Annotated in this window: 13 protein-coding genes and 1 riboswitch; of the genes, 4 read left to right on the forward strand and 9 right to left on the reverse strand. The window is 62.8% G+C overall.

The window, feature by feature from the left end; translation table 11 throughout:
- Nucleotides 1–1,359, reverse strand: a complete 1,359-nt coding sequence (locus C3Y91_RS00910; RefSeq protein ID WP_130657643.1) for an LLM class flavin-dependent oxidoreductase — start codon at nucleotides 1,357–1,359, stop codon at nucleotides 1–3.
- Nucleotides 1,360–1,592: 233 nt separating this feature from the next.
- Here C3Y91_RS00910 and scpA point away from each other — a divergent pair, with 233 nt between their 5' ends.
- Nucleotides 1,593–3,731, forward strand: coding sequence for a methylmalonyl-CoA mutase (gene scpA / locus C3Y91_RS00915; RefSeq protein WP_027688819.1), 2,139 nt, complete (start codon nucleotides 1,593–1,595; stop codon nucleotides 3,729–3,731).
- 1 nt (nucleotide 3,732) lies between these two features.
- Here scpA and C3Y91_RS00920 read toward each other — a convergent pair whose 3' ends face one another.
- Nucleotides 3,733–4,893, reverse strand: coding sequence for a fumarylacetoacetate hydrolase family protein (locus C3Y91_RS00920; protein WP_027688818.1), 1,161 nt, complete (start codon nucleotides 4,891–4,893; stop codon nucleotides 3,733–3,735).
- Nucleotides 4,894–5,258: 365 nt separating this feature from the next.
- Here C3Y91_RS00920 and C3Y91_RS00925 point away from each other — a divergent pair, with 365 nt between their 5' ends.
- The 3 genes from C3Y91_RS00925 to C3Y91_RS00935 are packed head-to-tail and all read left to right on the forward strand — an operon-like array spanning nucleotide 5,259 to nucleotide 7,806.
- Nucleotides 5,259–6,269, forward strand: coding sequence for a Gfo/Idh/MocA family protein (locus C3Y91_RS00925; protein WP_024323457.1), 1,011 nt, complete (start codon nucleotides 5,259–5,261; stop codon nucleotides 6,267–6,269).
- 10 nt (nucleotides 6,270–6,279) lie between these two features.
- Entirely contained in the window at nucleotides 6,280–7,377 is a 1,098-nt protein-coding gene (locus C3Y91_RS00930; RefSeq protein WP_130792195.1) for a Gfo/Idh/MocA family protein, read from the forward strand.
- Nucleotides 7,378–7,395: 18 nt separating this feature from the next.
- A complete protein-coding gene (locus C3Y91_RS00935) occupies nucleotides 7,396–7,806 on the forward strand; it encodes a VOC family protein (protein ID WP_130705706.1) in 411 nt (136 codons plus the stop codon).
- A 97-nt stretch (nucleotides 7,807–7,903) separates the two neighbouring features.
- On the opposite strand, the gene atzF is transcribed toward C3Y91_RS00935, so the two are convergent.
- From atzF to C3Y91_RS00970, 7 genes are all read right to left on the reverse strand, one after another.
- Nucleotides 7,904–9,709, reverse strand: coding sequence for an allophanate hydrolase (gene atzF, locus C3Y91_RS00940; protein WP_168574878.1), 1,806 nt, complete (start codon nucleotides 9,707–9,709; stop codon nucleotides 7,904–7,906).
- Between the two features lies 1 nt (nucleotide 9,710).
- Nucleotides 9,711–13,250: an urea carboxylase gene (gene uca / locus C3Y91_RS00945; protein ID WP_168574879.1), complete on the reverse strand. Its 3,540-nt coding sequence runs from the start codon at nucleotides 13,248–13,250 to the stop codon at nucleotides 9,711–9,713.
- Nucleotides 13,251–13,253: 3 nt separating this feature from the next.
- Nucleotides 13,254–13,904, reverse strand: a complete 651-nt coding sequence (locus C3Y91_RS00950) for an urea amidolyase associated protein UAAP2 (protein WP_075223650.1) — start codon at nucleotides 13,902–13,904, stop codon at nucleotides 13,254–13,256.
- 11 nt (nucleotides 13,905–13,915) lie between these two features.
- Nucleotides 13,916–14,737 carry an urea amidolyase associated protein UAAP1 gene (locus C3Y91_RS00955; protein ID WP_168574880.1) on the reverse strand — a complete coding sequence of 274 codons (822 nt, stop codon included), beginning with the start codon at nucleotides 14,735–14,737 and terminating at the stop codon, nucleotides 13,916–13,918.
- A complete protein-coding gene (locus C3Y91_RS00960) occupies nucleotides 14,734–15,564 on the reverse strand; it encodes an ABC transporter ATP-binding protein (protein ID WP_168574881.1) in 831 nt (276 codons plus the stop codon). The genes C3Y91_RS00955 and C3Y91_RS00960 overlap by 4 nt, the downstream gene beginning before the upstream one ends.
- Nucleotides 15,561–16,379, reverse strand: coding sequence for an ABC transporter permease (locus C3Y91_RS00965; protein ID WP_130663012.1), 819 nt, complete (start codon nucleotides 16,377–16,379; stop codon nucleotides 15,561–15,563). The genes C3Y91_RS00960 and C3Y91_RS00965 overlap by 4 nt, the downstream gene beginning before the upstream one ends.
- A 65-nt stretch (nucleotides 16,380–16,444) precedes the next feature.
- Nucleotides 16,445–17,518: a putative urea ABC transporter substrate-binding protein gene (locus C3Y91_RS00970; protein WP_018069314.1), complete on the reverse strand. Its 1,074-nt coding sequence runs from the start codon at nucleotides 17,516–17,518 to the stop codon at nucleotides 16,445–16,447.
- Between the two features lie 74 nt (nucleotides 17,519–17,592).
- A riboswitch (guanidine-I (ykkC/yxkD leader) is annotated at nucleotides 17,593–17,701 on the reverse strand.
- Between the last annotated feature and the right edge of the window lie 134 nt (nucleotides 17,702–17,835).

The following is a 17,835-nucleotide window of genomic DNA, read 5'->3' on the forward strand; positions in this document are numbered from 1 at the left end:
TCAGCGTCGGAACTGGGCTGCGGGATGAGCGGCGGGCAACCTGCCGTTCCCGCCGCCGAAAAGTTTCTGCCGCAGCGGCCCTGCAGCATAGTCCGCCTTGAAGACGCCGCGCTCCTGCAGCACCGGGACGACCAGCTCGACGAAATCGCGCAGGCTTTCCGGCGCCACTGTCCGCGCCAGATTGAAGCCGTCGATGTCACCCTCTCCGATCCATGTCGTGAGATGATCGGCGATCTGGTCGGGCGAGCCCACCATCGGCTTCATCCGGCTGCCGAGTACCATCTGGTCGATGATGTCACGCAGCGTTACCGGCTTCGCTGCCTGTTTCGTGATGGCCGCAAGTGCGGATTGATTGGCGTTGGTCGAGCTCTGGTCGATGACGTCGTCCAATTCATACTTCGAAAAATCGATGCCTGTCGAAGCGGAGTAATGCGCAAGCGAGGCCTCGACGCTCGCATGGCGGCGGTACTCCTCCAGCTTGTCCTGGGCTTCCTTCTCCGTCCGCCCGACGACAACAGTGATCAGGCTCAGGATCTTCAATGCGTCGGCGCCGCGGCCGAATTCCTCCGCCTTCGCCCGCAGCGCATCGACGGTCGGCCTGGCCGCCTTGGGATTCGGCCCGGCGATGAAGACGCATTCGGCGTGGCGGGCGGCAAAGTCCTGCCCGCGTGCAGAGGCGCCGGCCTGAAAGAGCAGGGGCGTGCGCTGCGGTGAGGGTTCTGAGAGATGGATGCCCTCCATCCGGTAATATTTGCCGTCGTGACGGACAGTGCGCACTTTCGAGGGATCGGCATAGGTGCCGCCCGCCTTGTCGCGTAGCACTGCATCGTCGTCCCAGCTCCCTTCCCAGAGCTTGTAGAGTATTTCGAGATATTCCTCGGCCGCATCGTAGCGCGCATCATGTTCCGGCAGCTTGTCGAAACCCATGCTGCGGGCGGCACTGTCGAGATAACCGGTGACGATGTTCCAGCCGATCCGTCCCTTGGTCAGATGATCGAGCGTCGACATGCGCCGCGCCAGCAGGAATGGTGGCTCATAGGTGGTGTTGACGGTGACGCCGAAACCCAGATGTTTCGTGACATAGGCCATCGCCGAAATCGGGATCATCGGATCATTGACCGGGATCTGCGCGCCCGTCTCGATCACCGGCGCTGGGCTACCCTTGTAGACATCATAGACACCGACGATATCGGCCAGGAAGATGCCGTCCAGCTTGCCGCGTTCGGCGGTCTTGGCAAACTCTGTCCAGTAGTCGAGATCGGTATAATGCGCTGAGCGGTCGCGCGGATGCGTCCACAGGCCGTGGTTGATATGCCCGACGCAGTTCATGTCAAAGGCATAGATCTGCATGGTCTTCATGAGGCGGGTCCCAAAGCCGGCAATAAAAATCAAGGATTTGCCGCATTAATTATCCTAGAGCATGATGCCGAAAAGTGTGAGCGGTTTTCGGACGACATCATGCTCTAACTATATAATGTAGAACAGGATTCAGATTTTGGGCCGGCTCGGCCTAAAATCATCCTGTTCGGGCTCTATCGCACGAGGAGCCGGTGAAATGGTAGGGTGGGAATGAAGAAAGCCGGAGGAACCGCATGACGAAGAAGACGCTGTCGGATTGGGCGGAGCTTGCGCAAAAGGAACTGCGCACCTCGCCCGAAACGCTGATCTGGCAGACGCCGGAAGGCATTGCCGTCAAGCCGCTCTATACGGCCGAGGATCTCGACGGCGCCGGGCATCTTGATTCGCTCCCCGGCTTCTCGCCTTTCACCCGCGGCCCGCGGGCGACGATGTATGCCGGCCGGCCCTGGACGATCCGCCAATATGCCGGCTTCTCGACGGCAGAGGAATCGAATGCCTTTTATCGCCGCAATCTGGCCGCCGGCCAGAAGGGCCTGTCGGTCGCCTTCGATCTTGCCACCCACCGCGGTTACGACAGCGATCATCCGCGCGTCGAGGGCGATGTCGGCAAGGCGGGTGTGGCAATCGACAGCGTCGAGGACATGAAGATCCTGTTCGACGGCATTCCGCTCGGCGATATGTCGGTGTCGATGACGATGAACGGTGCCGTCATCCCGATCCTTGCCTCCTTCATCGTGGCCGGCGAGGAGCAGGGCGTTCCACGGGCCGAACTTTCTGGCACCATCCAGAACGACATCCTCAAGGAGTTCATGGTCCGCAACACCTATATCTATCCGCCCGAACCATCCATGCGGATCGTTGCCGATATCATCGACTATACCGCCCGCGAGATGCCGAAGTTCAACTCCATCTCGATCTCCGGCTACCACATGCAGGAAGCCGGCGCGACGCTGGTGCAGGAACTGGCCTTCACGCTGGCCGACGGCCGCGAATATGTCCGCGCCGCCATCGCCAAAGGCCTGAGCGTCGACGAGTTCGCCGGCCGCCTGTCGTTCTTCTTCGCCATCGGCATGAACTTCTTCATGGAAGCCGCCAAGCTACGCGCCGCCCGCCTGCTCTGGACGCGGATCATGGAAGGGTTTCATCCGAAGAAACAGTCCTCGCTGATGCTGCGCACCCATTGCCAGACCTCCGGAGTCTCCCTGCAGGAACAGGACCCCTATAACAACATCATCCGCACCGCTTTCGAGGCGATGTCGGCCGTGCTCGGCGGCACGCAGTCGCTGCACACCAACTCCTTCGACGAGGCGATCGCGCTGCCGACGGAATTCTCCTCACGCATTGCCCGCAATACGCAGCTGATCCTGAGCCACGAAACCGGCGTGACAAAAGTGATCGATCCGCTCGCCGGCTCCTACTATGTCGAAAGCCTGACGGCCGAGCTTGCCGAGAAGGCCTGGGCCTTGATGGAGGAGGTCGAGGCACTGGGCGGCATGACCAAGGCCGTGGCCGATGGCCTGCCGAAACGGCTGATCGAGGAAGCGGCCGCACGCCGCCAGGCGGCGGTCGACAAGGGCGAAGAGGTCATCGTCGGCGTCAACCGCTACCGGCTCGACAACGAGCAACCGATCGACATTCTGGAGATCGACAACAGCGCGGTGCGCAAAGCGCAGATCAGACGTATCGAAGAAACGAAGCGGCGGCGCGATGGCGGAGCCGTGCGTGAGGCGCTGGCGGCCCTGGCGGAGATCGCACAGAACGGCAAGGGCAACCTGCTGGAAGCCGCCATCGAGGCGGCGCGCGCCCGCGCCACGGTCGGCGAAATATCGGACGCCATGCGCGCTGCCTTCGGCGATCATGCCGCGACCCCTGAAGTCATTAAAGGCGTCTACGGCGAGGCGTATGAAAACGAGCCGGAACTCGCCGTGCTCAAGACCCGCATGACCGAAGTGACGGAAGCCATGGGTCACCGGCCGAAGATCATGGTCGCCAAGCTCGGTCAGGACGGACACGACCGAGGCGCCAAGGTGATCGCCTCGGCCTTCGGCGACATCGGCTTCGATGTACTCGCCGGTCCCCTTTTCCAGACACCGGAGGAAGCTGCCGGCGTCGCACTCAGCGAAAAGGTCAACGTCGTCGGCGTCTCGTCGCTGGCGGCCGGTCACAGGACGCTGCTGCCGCAGTTGATCGACAGGCTGAGGGAACAGGGCGGTGGTGATATCATCGTCGTCTGCGGCGGTGTTATCCCGCGGCAGGACTATGAATTCCTGCATGAACACGGCGTTGCAGCCGTGTTTGGCCCGGGGACAAACGTTCTCGAGGCGGCAAACTCCGTTCTCGACCTGCTGCAGGGCAGGCGGCGAAACCAGTAGTTTAGAGCAGACCGCGCTTTGCGAGGTTGCTCATCAGCGCCGAAATACCGAAGGTCCAGGGCGGGCATTCGGTGGAGAGCCGAACGGTGTTGACGAGCGCGCCGAGGCCTGCCGAGGAAATCTCGACGACATCACCGATCTTGTGGGTGAAGCCTTGCTTTGGCGCGTCGCGGTCCTGCGTCGGCGCAAACAGCGTGCCGAGAAAGAGCATGAAACCATCGGGATATTGGTGATGGGCGCCGACCGTCTGCTTGACGAGATCGGTCGGGTCGCGGCTGATCTTTGACATCGAACTCTTGCCGTGCAGCACGAAACCGTCCTGGCCGGTGACTTTCAGGTCGAGTTCGGCGTTGCGGACGTCATCCAGGCTGTAGCCGGCATCGAACAGGCGGATGAAAGGACCGATCGAGCAGGATGCGTTGTTGTCCTTGGCCTTGCCGAGCAGCAATGCCGAGCGGCCCTCGACGTCGCGCAGATTGACGTCGTTGCCGAGTGCCGCCCCCTTGATTTCGCCACGGCTGTTGACCGCGAGCACGATTTCCGGCTCGGGGTTGTTCCAGGTCGAGATCGGATGCAGGCCGACATCCGCACCCCAGCCGACCGAGGAGAGCACCGGCGCCTTGGTGAAGACTTCGGCATCCGGCCCGATGCCGACCTCGAGATATTGCGACCACATGCCCTCGTCGATCAGTGCCTGCTTGACCTTGGCCGCCTCCGGCGAACCGGCCTTCAGATTGGTGAGGCTGCCGCCGATCAGCGTGCTGACACGCTCGCGGATCGAGGCGGCGCGTTCCGGATTGCCGGCCGCCTTCTCCTCGATGACGCGCTCGATCATCGACTGCGCAAAGGTAACGCCGCAGGCCTTGACTGCCTGCAGGTCGACGGGCGCAATGAGATAGGGACGCGTTTGATCCGGAGCTCCGGTACTGTTGGCGGCGATGTCCGCCAGCGAGCCAACCGCCTTGCCACTTGCTGCACGGACGAAGCCGGCGGCATCCTGCCGCTCGAGCAGGGCGCTCAGCGTCGGCGCCTCGCGCGACGTGATGTCGACCAGCATACCCTCGCGTGATGTCACAATGCTCGGTCCGGCAACCTCGGGATTCCAGATGCGACCGACAAAAAGACCATCCGAAGCGGCGACATCGAGAAGAGCTTGAGACATGGTGATCTTTCATCAAGTCGAGCGAGAAGCGCTCTTTTGAAAATTGCTGGGTATTGCCGCCCTCCAACCCGGCGGCGACCAAAATCGATCACATTCATGAAGACGGGGCAAGATGCGTTGGGGAAAAAGACTTTTTCTCGATCGGCTCAAGCGCGGCCTTTCTCGGGAATCCAATCGTAAAAGCTCACAAAATAACTATTTAGATACAAAATAACTGTTATATTTCAAATATTTAAATACAGGCTGTGACGATTTTGCCCTCCATCTCGCCTTGACAGGAGCCGGCTTTCGTTATCTGTTTTGCCCAACATGGAGGAGGCTGGCATTAGCCGGCCGCACGAAAATCCCAGGAGGATATTGCAGCGATGTTGAGATTTGCCGTCGTCGGAATCGACCATGGGCACACGTTCGATCACGTGAAGGGATTGCTGGCCGCAGGCGGAGAGTTCGTCGGCTATTGCCCGCAGACCTCGGTGCCGGCATTGCGCGAGGCCTTCGAGAAGACCTATCCTGACGCGCCGCAGATCGACCGGGAAAAGCTGTTCGACGATCCGTCAATCGATGTCATCTGCATTTCCGCAATCCCCCGTGATCGTGCCGGACTTGCCATCCGCGCGATGAGATCGGGCAAAGACGTGATGACCGACAAACCTGGCGTGACGACCTTCGCCCAGCTCGAGGAGGTCAGGCGCACCGTTGCCGAGACCGGCAAGATCTTCTCGATCTGCTTTTCCGAACGCCACTGCGTGCGCTCCGCCGTCAAGGCCGGCAAGCTCGTCGCCGAAGGCGCGATCGGCAAGGTAATCCAGACGCTCGGTGTCGGTCCACACCGGCTGCAGCTGCCGACCCGACCGGACTGGTTCTTCGACCCGGAAGCCTTCGGTGGGATCATCGTCGATATCGCTTCACACCAGGTCGACCAGTTCCTGTTTTATACTGGCTCGACCACAGGCGAGGTCATCGCCAGCTCGATCGGCAATTTCGGCATGCCCGACAAGCCCGCCTTCGAGGATTTCGGCGAGGTGCTTCTGCGCTCCGACAAGGCGGCGGGTTATGTCCGTGTCGACTGGTTCACGCCGGAGGCGCTGCCGACCTGGGGCGACGGGCGCCTCACCATTCTCGGCACCGAAGGCTACATCGAACTGCGCAAATATATCGATATCGCCGGCCGGCCGGGCAAGGATCACCTCTTCCTGGTCAACGGCAAGGAAATGACCCATATCGATTGCAGCGGCGAAAAGCTTGATTATTTCGACGCTTTCACCGCCGACGTCGGCAACCGCACGCAGACGGCGATGACCCAGGATCACGTTTTTGAAGTCTGCCGTCTTTCGCTGGAAGCCCAGGCGAAAGCCGCGCGCATCGGCGCTCGCTGAGGAGGATATCATGACCAGGAAATTGCGCGTCGGCGTCATCGGCGCAGGCATCGCTGCGCGGCATCTTGCCGGCTTCGGCTGGAACAAGGAGCTTTTCGAAGTTCCCGTGCTCTGCTCGCTCGATGAGGAGCGCGGCAGGGCGCTGTGCGAGGAGTACGGCATTGGCGAATATACCCAGGATGCGGATTCGCTGTTTGCCCGTGACGATCTCGACATCATCGACATTTCGACGCCGCCGAGCTCACATTTCGAGTTGTGCCGCAAGGGTATCGAATCCGGCAAGCATGTGATTTGCGAGAAGCCGCTGTTCGGCTCGATCGCCGAGGTCGACGAGATGGGCCGCATTCTTGCCCGTTACCCCGGCAGAAAGCTGATGCCGATCTTTCAGTATCGCTATGGCTCCGGGCTGCAGAAACTGAAACTGCTGATCGAGCGCGGCCTTGCCGGCAAGCCGTTCCTGACGACGATCGAGACACATTGGTGGCGCGGCCCGGATTATTATGCCGTGCCATGGCGCGGCAAATGGGCGAGCGAACTGGGCGGCGGCCTCCTCGGCCACGCCATCCACGCCCATGACATGTTGAATTATGTGCACGGTCCCTGCGCCGAGGTGTTTTCCTATGGGGCGACGCTGGTCAATCCGATCGAGGTCGAGGATACGGCAGCCCTTTCGGTGAAGATGCAGAACGGCTCGCTGGCGACGCTGTCGATGACGCTGGGTTCGCGCAAGGAAATCTCGCGGCTGCGCTTCTGCTTCAACGACCTCGTCGCCGAAAGCATCATCGAACCCTATACGATGGGCCGTGATCCGTGGACGTTCGTCGCCGGGACAGAGGAACATCAGGCCCGGATCGACGAAGTGCTCGCCGCCTATGTGCCTGGCGAGGATGGCTACACCCGTCAGTTCGAGCTCTTCCACAAGGCGATCGTCGAGGACACCGACCCACCGGTGACATTGCAGGATGCCCGCAATTCGCTGGAACTGGTAACGGCCGCTTATTTCTCGCAGCGCACCGGCCAGCCGACGCCGATGCCGATCGCCGCCGATCATCCGCTCTATCGCTCCTGGCTGCCGGCAGGGGAATGGCGTGCCGCGGTCACCGTCTGAACCGGGAAGGGCTCTCCCATGCTGAAATCTTTCGAGCATATCGGCATGACGGTCAGCGACATGGACCGCACCATCGATTTCTACTGTGGCCTGCTCGGCCTCAGCCTCGTGCTGCGCAAGACGATGGCGAATGGCATGCAGGTCGCGTTCCTCGATGCAGGCGGCGGCATGCTGGAGGTCTTTGCGCCGCCCGGCGGCGCGTCGAGGGCGATCGACGTGCCTGAAGATACGGCCGGCGTCCGGCACCTCACCTTCCATTTCGACAATGTCGACGAGGCCTTCGCCCGCCTTGAACAGGCGGGCGTCGAGATCAAGGAGCGGCCGCGCTTCGCCGTCCACTCCGAGATGCTGAACAAGATCGCCTTCGTTCGCGATCCCGACGGCATCATCGTCGAGCTTGCCGAACGCTCGCAGAGCCGCCAAGGCTGACACAGGCGCCGCCGATCGCTTCGCTGCGGGCGGTCAGACCGTCCCGCAGCAGATCGATCAGGCGCCCGATGAGCTTTGCTGCCATGCAAGGCTTCCCTCAGCTCGCCAGCTTGGCGCTGATATAGTTGCGCCAGCCGCCAAGCGCCGTGATTTCCTCGGCACCTTTCACCGCATGCGCCTCGCAGACGAAGCCGGAGACGCTGGAACCGTCTTCGAGCGTCAGCTTACCGATGCCGAGGGGTGCCGGAATCTTCTGGACGAACCGGCCGAAAGCATCGGCCGGCAGTGCCCAGACCTCGACCTCCAGCCCCTGACCCTTATGGCCGGGGTCGCGCAGCAGCCCTGGTTTCGCTGGCGTGGTATTGGGCAGAACGAAGAGGCGATAATCGCCGACCGTGCGGCAGGTCTTGACCAGACGCCCGCCCGAGCCTGCCAGTTCGTGATTGAGCGGCATGCCAGTCAGATGCGCACCGACGACCGCGATCTCGATGAAACCGTCATCGCCAGGCACAACACGGCTTGCTTCGGGGATCGCAGCCTGCCGGTCGATGCCCATGCCGGAACCTGCTGCGCGGTGCAGCGCATCGGCAAGCGGCGCCAGCGCATCGTCGGTGAAGGCAGGTGCGATGACGGTGACGCCGCCCGGCAGCCCACCTTTTCCGAAGCCGGCCGGAACGGCGATCGCCGCGCAATCGAGCAGGTTGACGAAATTGGTATAGCGGCCGAGGCGGCCGTTGAGCACGACGGGATTGGCCAGCATGTCCGCAACGGTGTAGGTGGTCGGTGCGGTCGGCAGCAGAAGCACGTCGGCCTTTTCCCATTCGGCCTCGGTCTTGCGACGCAATTCTTCCAGCTGATATCGGCCGTTGAAAGCCTCGACCGCGGTCTTGCCCTTGGCGCCTTCGATAATCCCCCTGACCGTCGGGTCGAAATCGGCCGCGTTCGTGGCGAGGAAGGTCTCGACCGCCGCCAGGCGTTCGGCGACCCACGGCCCGTCATAAAGAAGGGCGGCCGCCTCGCGGAATGGCGCGTAATCGAACGGCACGATGATGGCGCCGAGCCCTCTGGCCCGCTCGATCGCCTGGTCGTAGAGCGCCTCCACCTCCTTGTCGCCGAAGAATTCCCGTTCGGCGTCGGCGAGGACGCCGATGCGCAACCCCGACACAGGCAGGTTCGCCGGCTTGGAGCGACGCGAGAAAGCATCGGCGGCATCGAAGCCTTCGGCGACCTTGCGGATCGTAACACCGTCGCCGACGGTCGCGGCAAAGATCGTGATGCAGTCGACGCTCTTGCAGGCCGGTATGGCGCCGGTATTCGGCAAGAGACCCGGCGTCGGCTTGATACCGACCAGATTGTTGAAGGCAGCCGGCACCCGGCCGGAGCCTGCCGTATCGGTGCCGAGCGCAAAGGCCGCAAGGCCGGAAGCAGCCGTGACGGCAGAACCGGAGCTCGAGCCGCCGGAGATATAGGCCGCATCGAAGACCGAGCGCGGCGCGCCATAGGGCGAGCGCGTGCCGTTGAGGCCGGTCGCGAACTGATCGAGATTGGTCTTGCCGATGATGATGGCGCCGGCTGCCTTCAACCGGGCAACGACGGTGGAGTCCGCTTCCGGCCGATACGCATAGGCCGGGCAGGCGGCTGTCGTCGGCAGGCCGGCGGCATCGATATTGTCTTTCACCGCGAAGGGAACGCCCCAGAGCGGCAGGCTGTTTGCCTCCGGCGCGCGTGCCATTAAGGCTTTCGCGGCGGCACGCAGCTCGTCATCCGGCACCGGGGTGATGAAGATTGCCGGATCTTTCGAGGCGGCACGCCGCGCGATCACCTCTTCGATGGCGTCGAGCGGCGTCAGGCCGGATTGATAGGCGGCGCGAAGGCTTGAGAGATCGAGGATGGTCGGCAGCATGTCAGCATTCCTCCAGAACGACGATGATATCGCCGGCTTTGACGTTTCTTCCCGGCCCGGCGCGCAGGTCGCGGACGCGGCCTGCCGCATGGGCGGTGACGTTGATTTCCATTTTCATCGATTCGATGATGGCGAGTGTGTCGCCGGCCGCAACCGAGGCCCCCGGCTCGACCAGCAATTTCCAGATATTGCCGGGCACGGCGCTGGCAACACCGAAACAGCCGTCGGGAATATCCCCGTCCGGACTTTCGCCCGTGCCTTCGTCGGTGACGAAGCTGTCGAGCCCGGCTTCCTTCCAACGCTGGCGCTCAGTATCGAAGGCGGCCTGCTGTGTTGCCTTGAAACGGCCGATCGACGCCGCGTTCGCCTGCAATTCCTTCTCGTAGGCGGCATAGGAGAATTCCGTCTCCTCGATCCTGATCGGATAACCGCCATGCGGGAAGGCGGCGCGCGCCTCGGTCAGCTCCTGATTGCTGACCGGGAAGAAGCGGATCTGGTCGAAGAAGTTCAGCAGCCAAGGTTTTCCCTTGGCAAAGACCGGCGTCTCCCGCCAAGTGTTCCAGACCTGGATGGTGCGGCCAAAGAGCTGGTAGCCGCCCGGTCCTTCCATGCCATAGATGCACATATAGGCGCCGCCGATGCCGACGGCATTTTCCGGCGTCCAGGTGCGGGCGGGATTGTATTTCGTCGTGACGAGACGGTGGCGCGGATCGGTCGGGGTCGCAACCGGCGCGCCGAGATAGACATCGCCGAGTCCCAGCACGAGGTAGCTGGCATCAAAGACGATATCGCGGACGGCCTGTTCGTCGGGAAGACCGTTGATGCGGCGGATGAACTCGATATTCGACGGGCACCAGGGCGCATTCGGGCGCACCAGCTCCTGATATTTGCGCATCGCAAGCTCCGCATCCGGATCGTTCCAGGAAAGCGGCAGGTGCACGATGCGGCTCGGCACCGTGACCTCCTGGGCTGCCGGAAGCGTCGCCTCGATCTCGCAGAGCAGCCCCAGCAGGCGCCGGCGCGTCAGCTGCGTGCCGTCATAATGGATCTGCAGCGAGCGGATGCCTGGGGTGAGGTCGACGATGCCGGGAAGGCGAGCCTCGACAACCGCCTGCATCAGCAGATGCACCCGCAGCCGAAGCGCGATATCGAGCGTCATCGGTCCATATTCGACGAGCAGGTTGTCGTCGCCCTGGCGGCGATAGACGACCGAAACCGGTCCGTCCTCGCTGGTGCCGACGATCGGCGAACCCGTCTCTTCCGCGACCCGCCGTACCGCTGGACCAGCGACCGGGTCTTCCGGCCGCACGACTGCATGAAAATGGATGCGGTCGCCGGGCTTGAACTGGCCCATCTTCCACTGCTCGTCGCGGGCAATCACCGCCGGGCAGACGAAGCCGCCAAGGCTCGGCCCGTCAGGACCGAGAATGATCGGCATGTCGCCGGTGAAATCGATTGCACCGATCGCATAGGCATTGTCGTGCAGGTTGGAGGGGTGCAGCCCCGCCTCGCCGCCATCGTGGCGCGCCCAAACCGGGGCCGGGCCGATGAGGCGAACGCCGGTGCGGGCGCTGTTGAAATGCACTTCGTAGGCCGTCGAGAACAGCGTCTCGATATCGCTGTCCACGAAGAAATCTGGCGCGCCGTGCGGACCGTAGATCACGCCGACATCCCATTCGCGCGTCAAGGCGGCTGGCTCCGCCGCGGGTATCACCGGTTCGGCCGGCGTCTGCCGGGCAAAATGCAGCACGTGCCCCGTTTTCAGCGCACCGGTGGCGTTGCCGCCGAACTGACCAAGACCGAAAGTCGCCCGCGAGCCGAGCACGACGGGTGCTGCAAAACCGCCGGCGACGGCGAGATAGGCGCGCTGCCCCGGTCCTTCGATCGTGCCGATCGATAGAATCTGACCGGCGCGGATCAGGACTGGCGCATCGTGCGGCAACTTTATGCCGTCACATGTCATCGCCATCCGGGCGCCGGCAAGCCCGATCGTCTGGTCGGCATAAAACCGCAGCGTCGGGCCGGAAACCGTCAGTTCGAGTGCCGCTGTCACGTCGGCATTGCCGACGAGGCGGTTGGCATGACGGAAGGAGCGCTCGTCCATCGGCCCGCTCGGCGGCACGCCGACATGCCAGAGGCCGAGCCGGCCCGGTAGTTCCTGAATGCTCGACTGCGCACCCGGCGCAAGCACCTCGACGACATCGGGAACGAAGGCGAAGTCACGAAGCGCCGTCGTCTTAACCTTGGCGCCGGCAAGCAGTTCGGAAGCGGCGATCGTTCTCAAATAATCGAGATTGGTCTCGATGCCTGATATCGACGTTTCGGCGAGTGCTGCCTTCAGCTTCTCGATCGCTGCCGGCCGGTCTCTCGCCGCCACGATCAGCTTGGCGAGCATCGGATCATAGAAGGGCGTGACCTCGGTTCCCGTCTCGATCCAGCCGTCGACGCGGGCATTGTCCGGGAAGACAACCTCGGTCAGCAGGCCGGCATTCGGGCGGAAATCGGCATGCGGCATCTCGGCGTAGATCCGCATCTCGATCGCCGCGCCCTTCGGCGTCAGGCTTCTAGCGCCCGAGAGCACGTCCTCGCCGGCCGCCTGCCGGATCATCCATTCGACGAGGTCGATGCCGAAGACGGCTTCCGTGACGGGATGCTCGACTTGCAGGCGGGTATTGACCTCGAGGAAATAGAATTCCTCGCGCTGGGGATCATAGATGAATTCGACGGTGCCGGCCGATTCATAGGAGACCGAACTTCCCAGATCGACCGCCGCCTTGTGCAGCCGCGCCCGCGTTTCCGCGGAAAGACCGGGGGCAGGGGTTTCCTCGACGACCTTCTGGTTTCGCCGCTGGAGCGAGCAGTCGCGCTCGCCGAGCGCGATCACCCGGCCCTTGCCGTCGCCGAAGATCTGCACCTCGACATGGCGGGCTTCGGCAACGAAGCGCTCGATATAGACGCGCGCATCGCCGAAGCTGGCCCGCGCCGTCCGCTGCACGCTTTCGAAGGAGGCCTTGAGGCCTGCTGCATCGGCGCAGAGCTGCATGCCGATGCCGCCGCCGCCGGCCGTGCTTTTCAGCATGACGGGATAACCGACGGTCTCAGCGGCCGAAAGCGCCTCGTCGACGCTCTGCAAGAGATCGGTGCCGGGCAGCAGCGGCACGCCGCTCGCTTTCGCCAGTTCGCGCGCCGTGTGCTTCAGGCCGAAGGCTGACAGATGTTCCGGCCGCGGGCCGATAAAGGCGATGCCTTCGGCGGCAAGCCGCTCGGCAAAGCCGATATTCTCCGAGAGGAAGCCGTAGCCCGGGTGAACGGCCTCAGCACCCGTCGCCTTGCAGGCGGCGATGACGGCGTCCACGTTGAGATAGCTTTCGGCAGCGGGCGCCGGACCGAGGCGGACGGCTTCGTCGGCGGTCAGCGCCGGCTTCGAGAACCGGTCGGCATCGGAATAGACGGCGACCGAGGCGATGCCCATCCTCTTCAATGTGCGGATGACGCGGACGGCGATTTCGCCGCGGTTGGCGATCAGGACTTTGGTGAACATCGATCAGTCCTCGCCGTCCCAGATCAGCACCCGGATCGGCGTCGGATCGAAGCCGTTGCAGGGATTGTTGATCTGCGGGCAGTTGGAGATGACGCAGAGCACGTCCATGTCAGCCACCAGCTCGACATAGTCGCCGGGCGCGGAGATGCCGTCGACGATGGTCATCTCGCCGTTCGGCTTGATCGGCACGTTCATGAAGAAATTGATGTTCGGCACGATGTCGCGCTTGCTCATGCCGTGCTTTGTCACCTCGAGCACGAAATTGTCGCGGCAGGCATGCAGGTATTTGGTGCCGTGGCCGAAGCGCACGGTGTTGCTCTCGCAGGAGCAGGCGCCGGCGGATGTATCGTGCCGGCCGCAGCTGTCGGCCGTCATAATGAGCATGACGTTGCCTTCGTTCGAAATGATCTTCGTGCCGGTGCCGATATAGGCGCCGCCCTGCGCCCGCATCGTATCCTGGTTGGAATAACGCTCGGCAAAATCATCGGCGCGATAAAACAGCGTGTCGATCGCCTGCTGGCCGTAGCTGTCCTCGATGCGGATGGTCTGGCCCTTGCGGACGATGCCGGACCATGGCGCTTCGGCCGGGATGAAGTGGTCCTGCACGGCGTTTTCGAGGCTGCGCGAAGCTGAAGTCTTGATGAAATCGGTCATCGTCATCCTCCTCAGGCCAGCATCGCGGCGTTATTCTCGAAGCCGCGAACGGCTTCGGCGGTCGCCGTGCGCGAGAGGTCGTCGACTGCAGGTGCGGGCGCGCGAAAGCGCGTGACGATGACCGGCTTCGGCGCATAGACCGGATCGGGATCGAGTGGATGCGGGCAATTCGAAAAGCCGACGATCATGTCCATCTCGGCGCGCAGTTCGGCATAGTCGCCGCTGTTGGAGAGCTTGCCGCGCCACTGGAAGCCGCCGTCATCGTCGACTCGGACCGGGGCGAAGAGGTTGAGAATCCCAGGGATGTCGCGCCTGGTGAGACCAAGCTTGCCGGCGACGAGCACGAGATTGTCGCGGGTGTTACGGGTCTTGACGCCGGGATATCTTGCAGCGTTCGAAGCAGCCGTCGAGCCGCCCATCAGGCAGTCATGCGCGCCGGAACTATCCTCGATCAGCGAGAACATCACCCGGCCCATATCCGAGAAGATGACGCGGCCCTTGCCGAGGGCGGTCGTCCACTGCACCTTGACCGTATCGACGAGATTGAGCCGCTCGTTGGTATCAGTGGCGTTCCAGGCAACGAGCGCCACGGTCGATCCGCCTTCTCCCTGATCGATGCGGAGCGCCTCGCCGCGCTTGACCGTAGTCGACCAGTACCAGCCGCCGGGGATAGTCTCCTGATGGATGATCGCAGCCGCATCGATGGCAGGGGCAGGCAGGGGGCTTGGCGCCGGCAAGGCCTTCGGGGCAAATTCCAACCCCTTCTTCTGATGTTCCTCGTAGCGCTGCCGGTTGGCGGCAATTCCTTCGGGTGAACGCCTGACATGCATCATGGTTTTTCTCCTGACGGACTGGAAGCCGGGTCGTCCCGGCGAAGGCCCAGAGAAATGACCGGGCCGTCCCGGTCGGGGCTGAAGATGGAGGGCGCGCCGGCAAGCCTCGGCGGCCAGATCGAAATATCCTTGGTGATCGTCGCGCCGTAGCGCTCCTTTTCTTCCGGGCGGTCACGCTTGCGCTCGAAGGCGACGACCCGCGTCGCCAGCGTGAAGGCCTCGCGCATGTCGTGCGTCACCATGACGACGGTCATCTGGGTTTCGTGCCAGAGCCGCTTCATCAATGTGTGGATTTCGGCGCGAATGCCGGGGTCGAGTGCGCCGAAGGGCTCGTCGAGGAGCAGCACTTTCGGTTTCATGATCAGGGCCTGCGCCAGCGCCAGCCGCTGCTGCATGCCGCCTGAAAGCTGCGCCGGATATTTGTTCTCGGCGCCGGAAAGGCCGACTTCGGCAATCAGCCGCCGGGCTTCGTCAATGGCGTTGCGACGGGCAGCGCCGAAAAGCTTGGCTTTATAGCGAGACGCTGTGAGTTCCCGCCCAAGCAGCACATTGCCGAGCACGGTCAGATGCGGGAAGACGGAGTAGCGCTGGAAGACGACGCCGCGATCCGGCCCCGGCTCCTGCGGCAGAGCTTTGCCGTCGAGCAGGATTGTCCCTCGCGTCGGCCGCTCCTGGCCGAGCAGCATGCGCAGGAACGTCGACTTGCCACAGCCGGACGGGCCGACAAGGGCGACGAAGGCGCGCGAGGCAACCGTCAGCGACACGTCCTCGAGCACGATCTGGTCGCCATACTCTTTCCAGACCTTTACGATCACCAGTTCGCTCATGCCTGCTTCTCCAGTTCAGACCAGGGGAAGACGGCGATGCGGATGCGATCGAGGACGTAATTCATGACCACGGCCAGCAGCGTGATCCAGACGACATAGGGAAAGATGATGTCCATCGAGAGATAACGGCGGACGAGGAAGATGCGGTAGCCGAGGCCGGAATCCGATGAGATCGCCTCGGCTGCGATCAGGAACAGCCAGGCCGGGCCGAGCTGAAGCCTGAGGCAGGTGATCAGCCGCGGCAGGATCTGCGGCAGCACGACGCGAAGGCCGATCTGCCAGGAGGAGCCGCCGAGCGTTTCAGCCTTGACGATCTGTTCGCGCGGCAGCTCCAGCGCCTTCAGCGCAAGGTCGCGGATCATCGTCGGCGCAACGCCAATGACGATCAGCGCGATCTTCGAGGCTTCGCCAAGACCCATGGCGATGAAAAGGATCGGCAGCAGCGCCAGCGGCGGCACCATCGAGACGACGGCGACGAAGGGCGAGAGCAGGGCTCGGAGATAAGGCAGCATGCCGATCAGCATGCCGATGATAAGCGCGGTAAGCGTCGAGATGCCGAGGCCTGCGAACAGCCGGACCAGGCTCGCGCCCGTATCGGACCAGAGCAGATATTGTCCGGTGCGCGGATCGGCGATGAAGGCAAGGCGATCGATCGCATCGGCAAAACCGGCAAGACCGGGCAGCAGCTTGTCGTTGGCGTTTTCCGCCAGCCGTGCCGCCGAGCCGACCGTGTAGGCAACGATCAGCAGCACGAAGGGCAGCAGCGTCAAGGCAAGCTGCGCGCCCCGGCTCGGCCTCGTGTTGATCCAGCGCATGAGGAAAGCTCCGCTGATGAAGGTTGGGCGGTGCGGTCAAAGCCGCACCGCTGCTTGGACATCGCTCAGAGCGAACCGTCGGCGGCTGCCTTCATGTAGGTCTCGGTGAAGCGCAGCTTGACGTTGCCGCTATCGCCGAGGATCTTGCCATCCGGCATTTCGATGCCAATGACGTCGGCCGATGGCGCGCCATTGCCGAGCAGGCCCTTTTCGAACAGGAAGTTGCGGACGAGATCCATCGTCTTCGGCAGGCTGGCCGAGGCGGTGAAGGCAACGGCATCGGCCGGCTTGGCAAACAGCTTGGTGACGGCAAGCTGGGACTCGTAGCCCTTGAGATCGGTGCCCGATGCCTGGCCCATCGCCTCGCGGGCAGCCTTGCCGTCGGCGCTGTCGGCGGTCAGCAGAGCCGCGGTCTCATACCAGATGCCGGCGAGCGCCTTGCCGAAATTCGGATTGTCCTTCAGCACGCCTGAATTGGCGACCATCAGGTCGATGATCTCACCCGGCACCTGCGAGCTGTCGAAGACCTTCTTGGCCGTGGGATCCTCGAGGATGGTCGAGACCAGCGGGTTCCAGGTGACGACTGCGGTGACATCTGCCGTCTTGTAGGCGGCGACCATATCGGCGTCGGACGTGTTGACCACCTTGACGTCACGCTCGGTCAGTTTGATGCTTTCGAGCGCGCGGGCAAGCAGGTAGTGCGAGACGGAAAATTCGACGAGATTGACGTTCTGGCCCTTGATGTCGGCAAGGCTCGCCTTGTCCTTCAGGATGACGGCATCATTGCCGTTCGAGAAGTCGCCGACGATGACTGCTGTCGTATCGACGCCGCCGGCAGCCGGGATCGACAGACCGTCCATGTTGGTCAGCGTCACGGCATCGAAGGCGCCGGCGGTATACTGGTTCATCGATTCGACGTAGTCGTTGAACTGGGTGACCTCGATCTTGATGCCGTATTTGTCGGCCCATTTCTTGACGATGCCGTGATCAGCAGCATAACCCCAGGGCATCCAACCAACATAGATCGACCAGGCGACCTTGAAGTCGGTCTTCTGTTCGGCCTTGGCGACGGAGCCGAGTCCCAGCGCCAGGGACGCCGTCAGCGCGGTAATCGATAGAATCTTCGAAAAAGTCTGCATTGAAATTCCCCTTTTGCTTTTCTTCAAAAGGGATCGGCAATGACCATCGTGCCGCCAATCCCTTGGCTTACGAGGTCTCCCGGGCTTTTGTCCCGCCGTGCACCCGGCGGGATGTCTCCCCTGCCGGTGGTAGCTCTCGGACCAGCCACGCCTTGCGACGCCGGAACCCTAGCCACCAACTCTGCAACTATCGAAGCAAAGTGCGTGCCAAATTATAAACCGTTGATTTTATTGAGAGTGCGATGGCACCAAATTCCTGGAAAATGCAATAGTGCATGCACTTGCACAGAAAATGTGCGTATTCTGCCGCCACCTTA

This window comes from Rhizobium ruizarguesonis, from assembly GCF_012349115.1.
GTDB lineage: Bacteria > Pseudomonadota > Alphaproteobacteria > Rhizobiales > Rhizobiaceae > Rhizobium > Rhizobium ruizarguesonis.

Coding starts and splice junctions, on each gene's coding strand:
- uca (WP_168574879.1), bottom strand. CDS start 13,250: ATGTTCACCAAAGTCCTGATCGCCAACCGCGGCGAAATCGCCGTCCGC.
- C3Y91_RS00960 (WP_168574881.1), bottom strand. CDS start 15,564: ATGAGCGAACTGGTGATCGTAAAGGTCTGGAAAGAGTATGGCGACCAG.
- C3Y91_RS00925 (WP_024323457.1), top strand. CDS start 5,259: ATGTTGAGATTTGCCGTCGTCGGAATCGACCATGGGCACACGTTCGAT.
- C3Y91_RS00910 (WP_130657643.1), bottom strand. CDS start 1,359: ATGAAGACCATGCAGATCTATGCCTTTGACATGAACTGCGTCGGGCAT.
- C3Y91_RS00930 (WP_130792195.1), top strand. CDS start 6,280: ATGACCAGGAAATTGCGCGTCGGCGTCATCGGCGCAGGCATCGCTGCG.
- C3Y91_RS00920 (WP_027688818.1), bottom strand. CDS start 4,893: ATGTCTCAAGCTCTTCTCGATGTCGCCGCTTCGGATGGTCTTTTTGTC.
- C3Y91_RS00965 (WP_130663012.1), bottom strand. CDS start 16,379: ATGCGCTGGATCAACACGAGGCCGAGCCGGGGCGCGCAGCTTGCCTTG.
- C3Y91_RS00950 (WP_075223650.1), bottom strand. CDS start 13,904: ATGACCGATTTCATCAAGACTTCAGCTTCGCGCAGCCTCGAAAACGCC.
- C3Y91_RS00955 (WP_168574880.1), bottom strand. CDS start 14,737: ATGATGCATGTCAGGCGTTCACCCGAAGGAATTGCCGCCAACCGGCAG.
- scpA (WP_027688819.1), top strand. CDS start 1,593: ATGACGAAGAAGACGCTGTCGGATTGGGCGGAGCTTGCGCAAAAGGAA.
- C3Y91_RS00970 (WP_018069314.1), bottom strand. CDS start 17,518: ATGCAGACTTTTTCGAAGATTCTATCGATTACCGCGCTGACGGCGTCC.
- atzF (WP_168574878.1), bottom strand. CDS start 9,709: ATGCTGCCGACCATCCTCGATCTCTCAAGCCTTCGCGCCGCCTATCAA.
- C3Y91_RS00935 (WP_130705706.1), top strand. CDS start 7,396: ATGCTGAAATCTTTCGAGCATATCGGCATGACGGTCAGCGACATGGAC.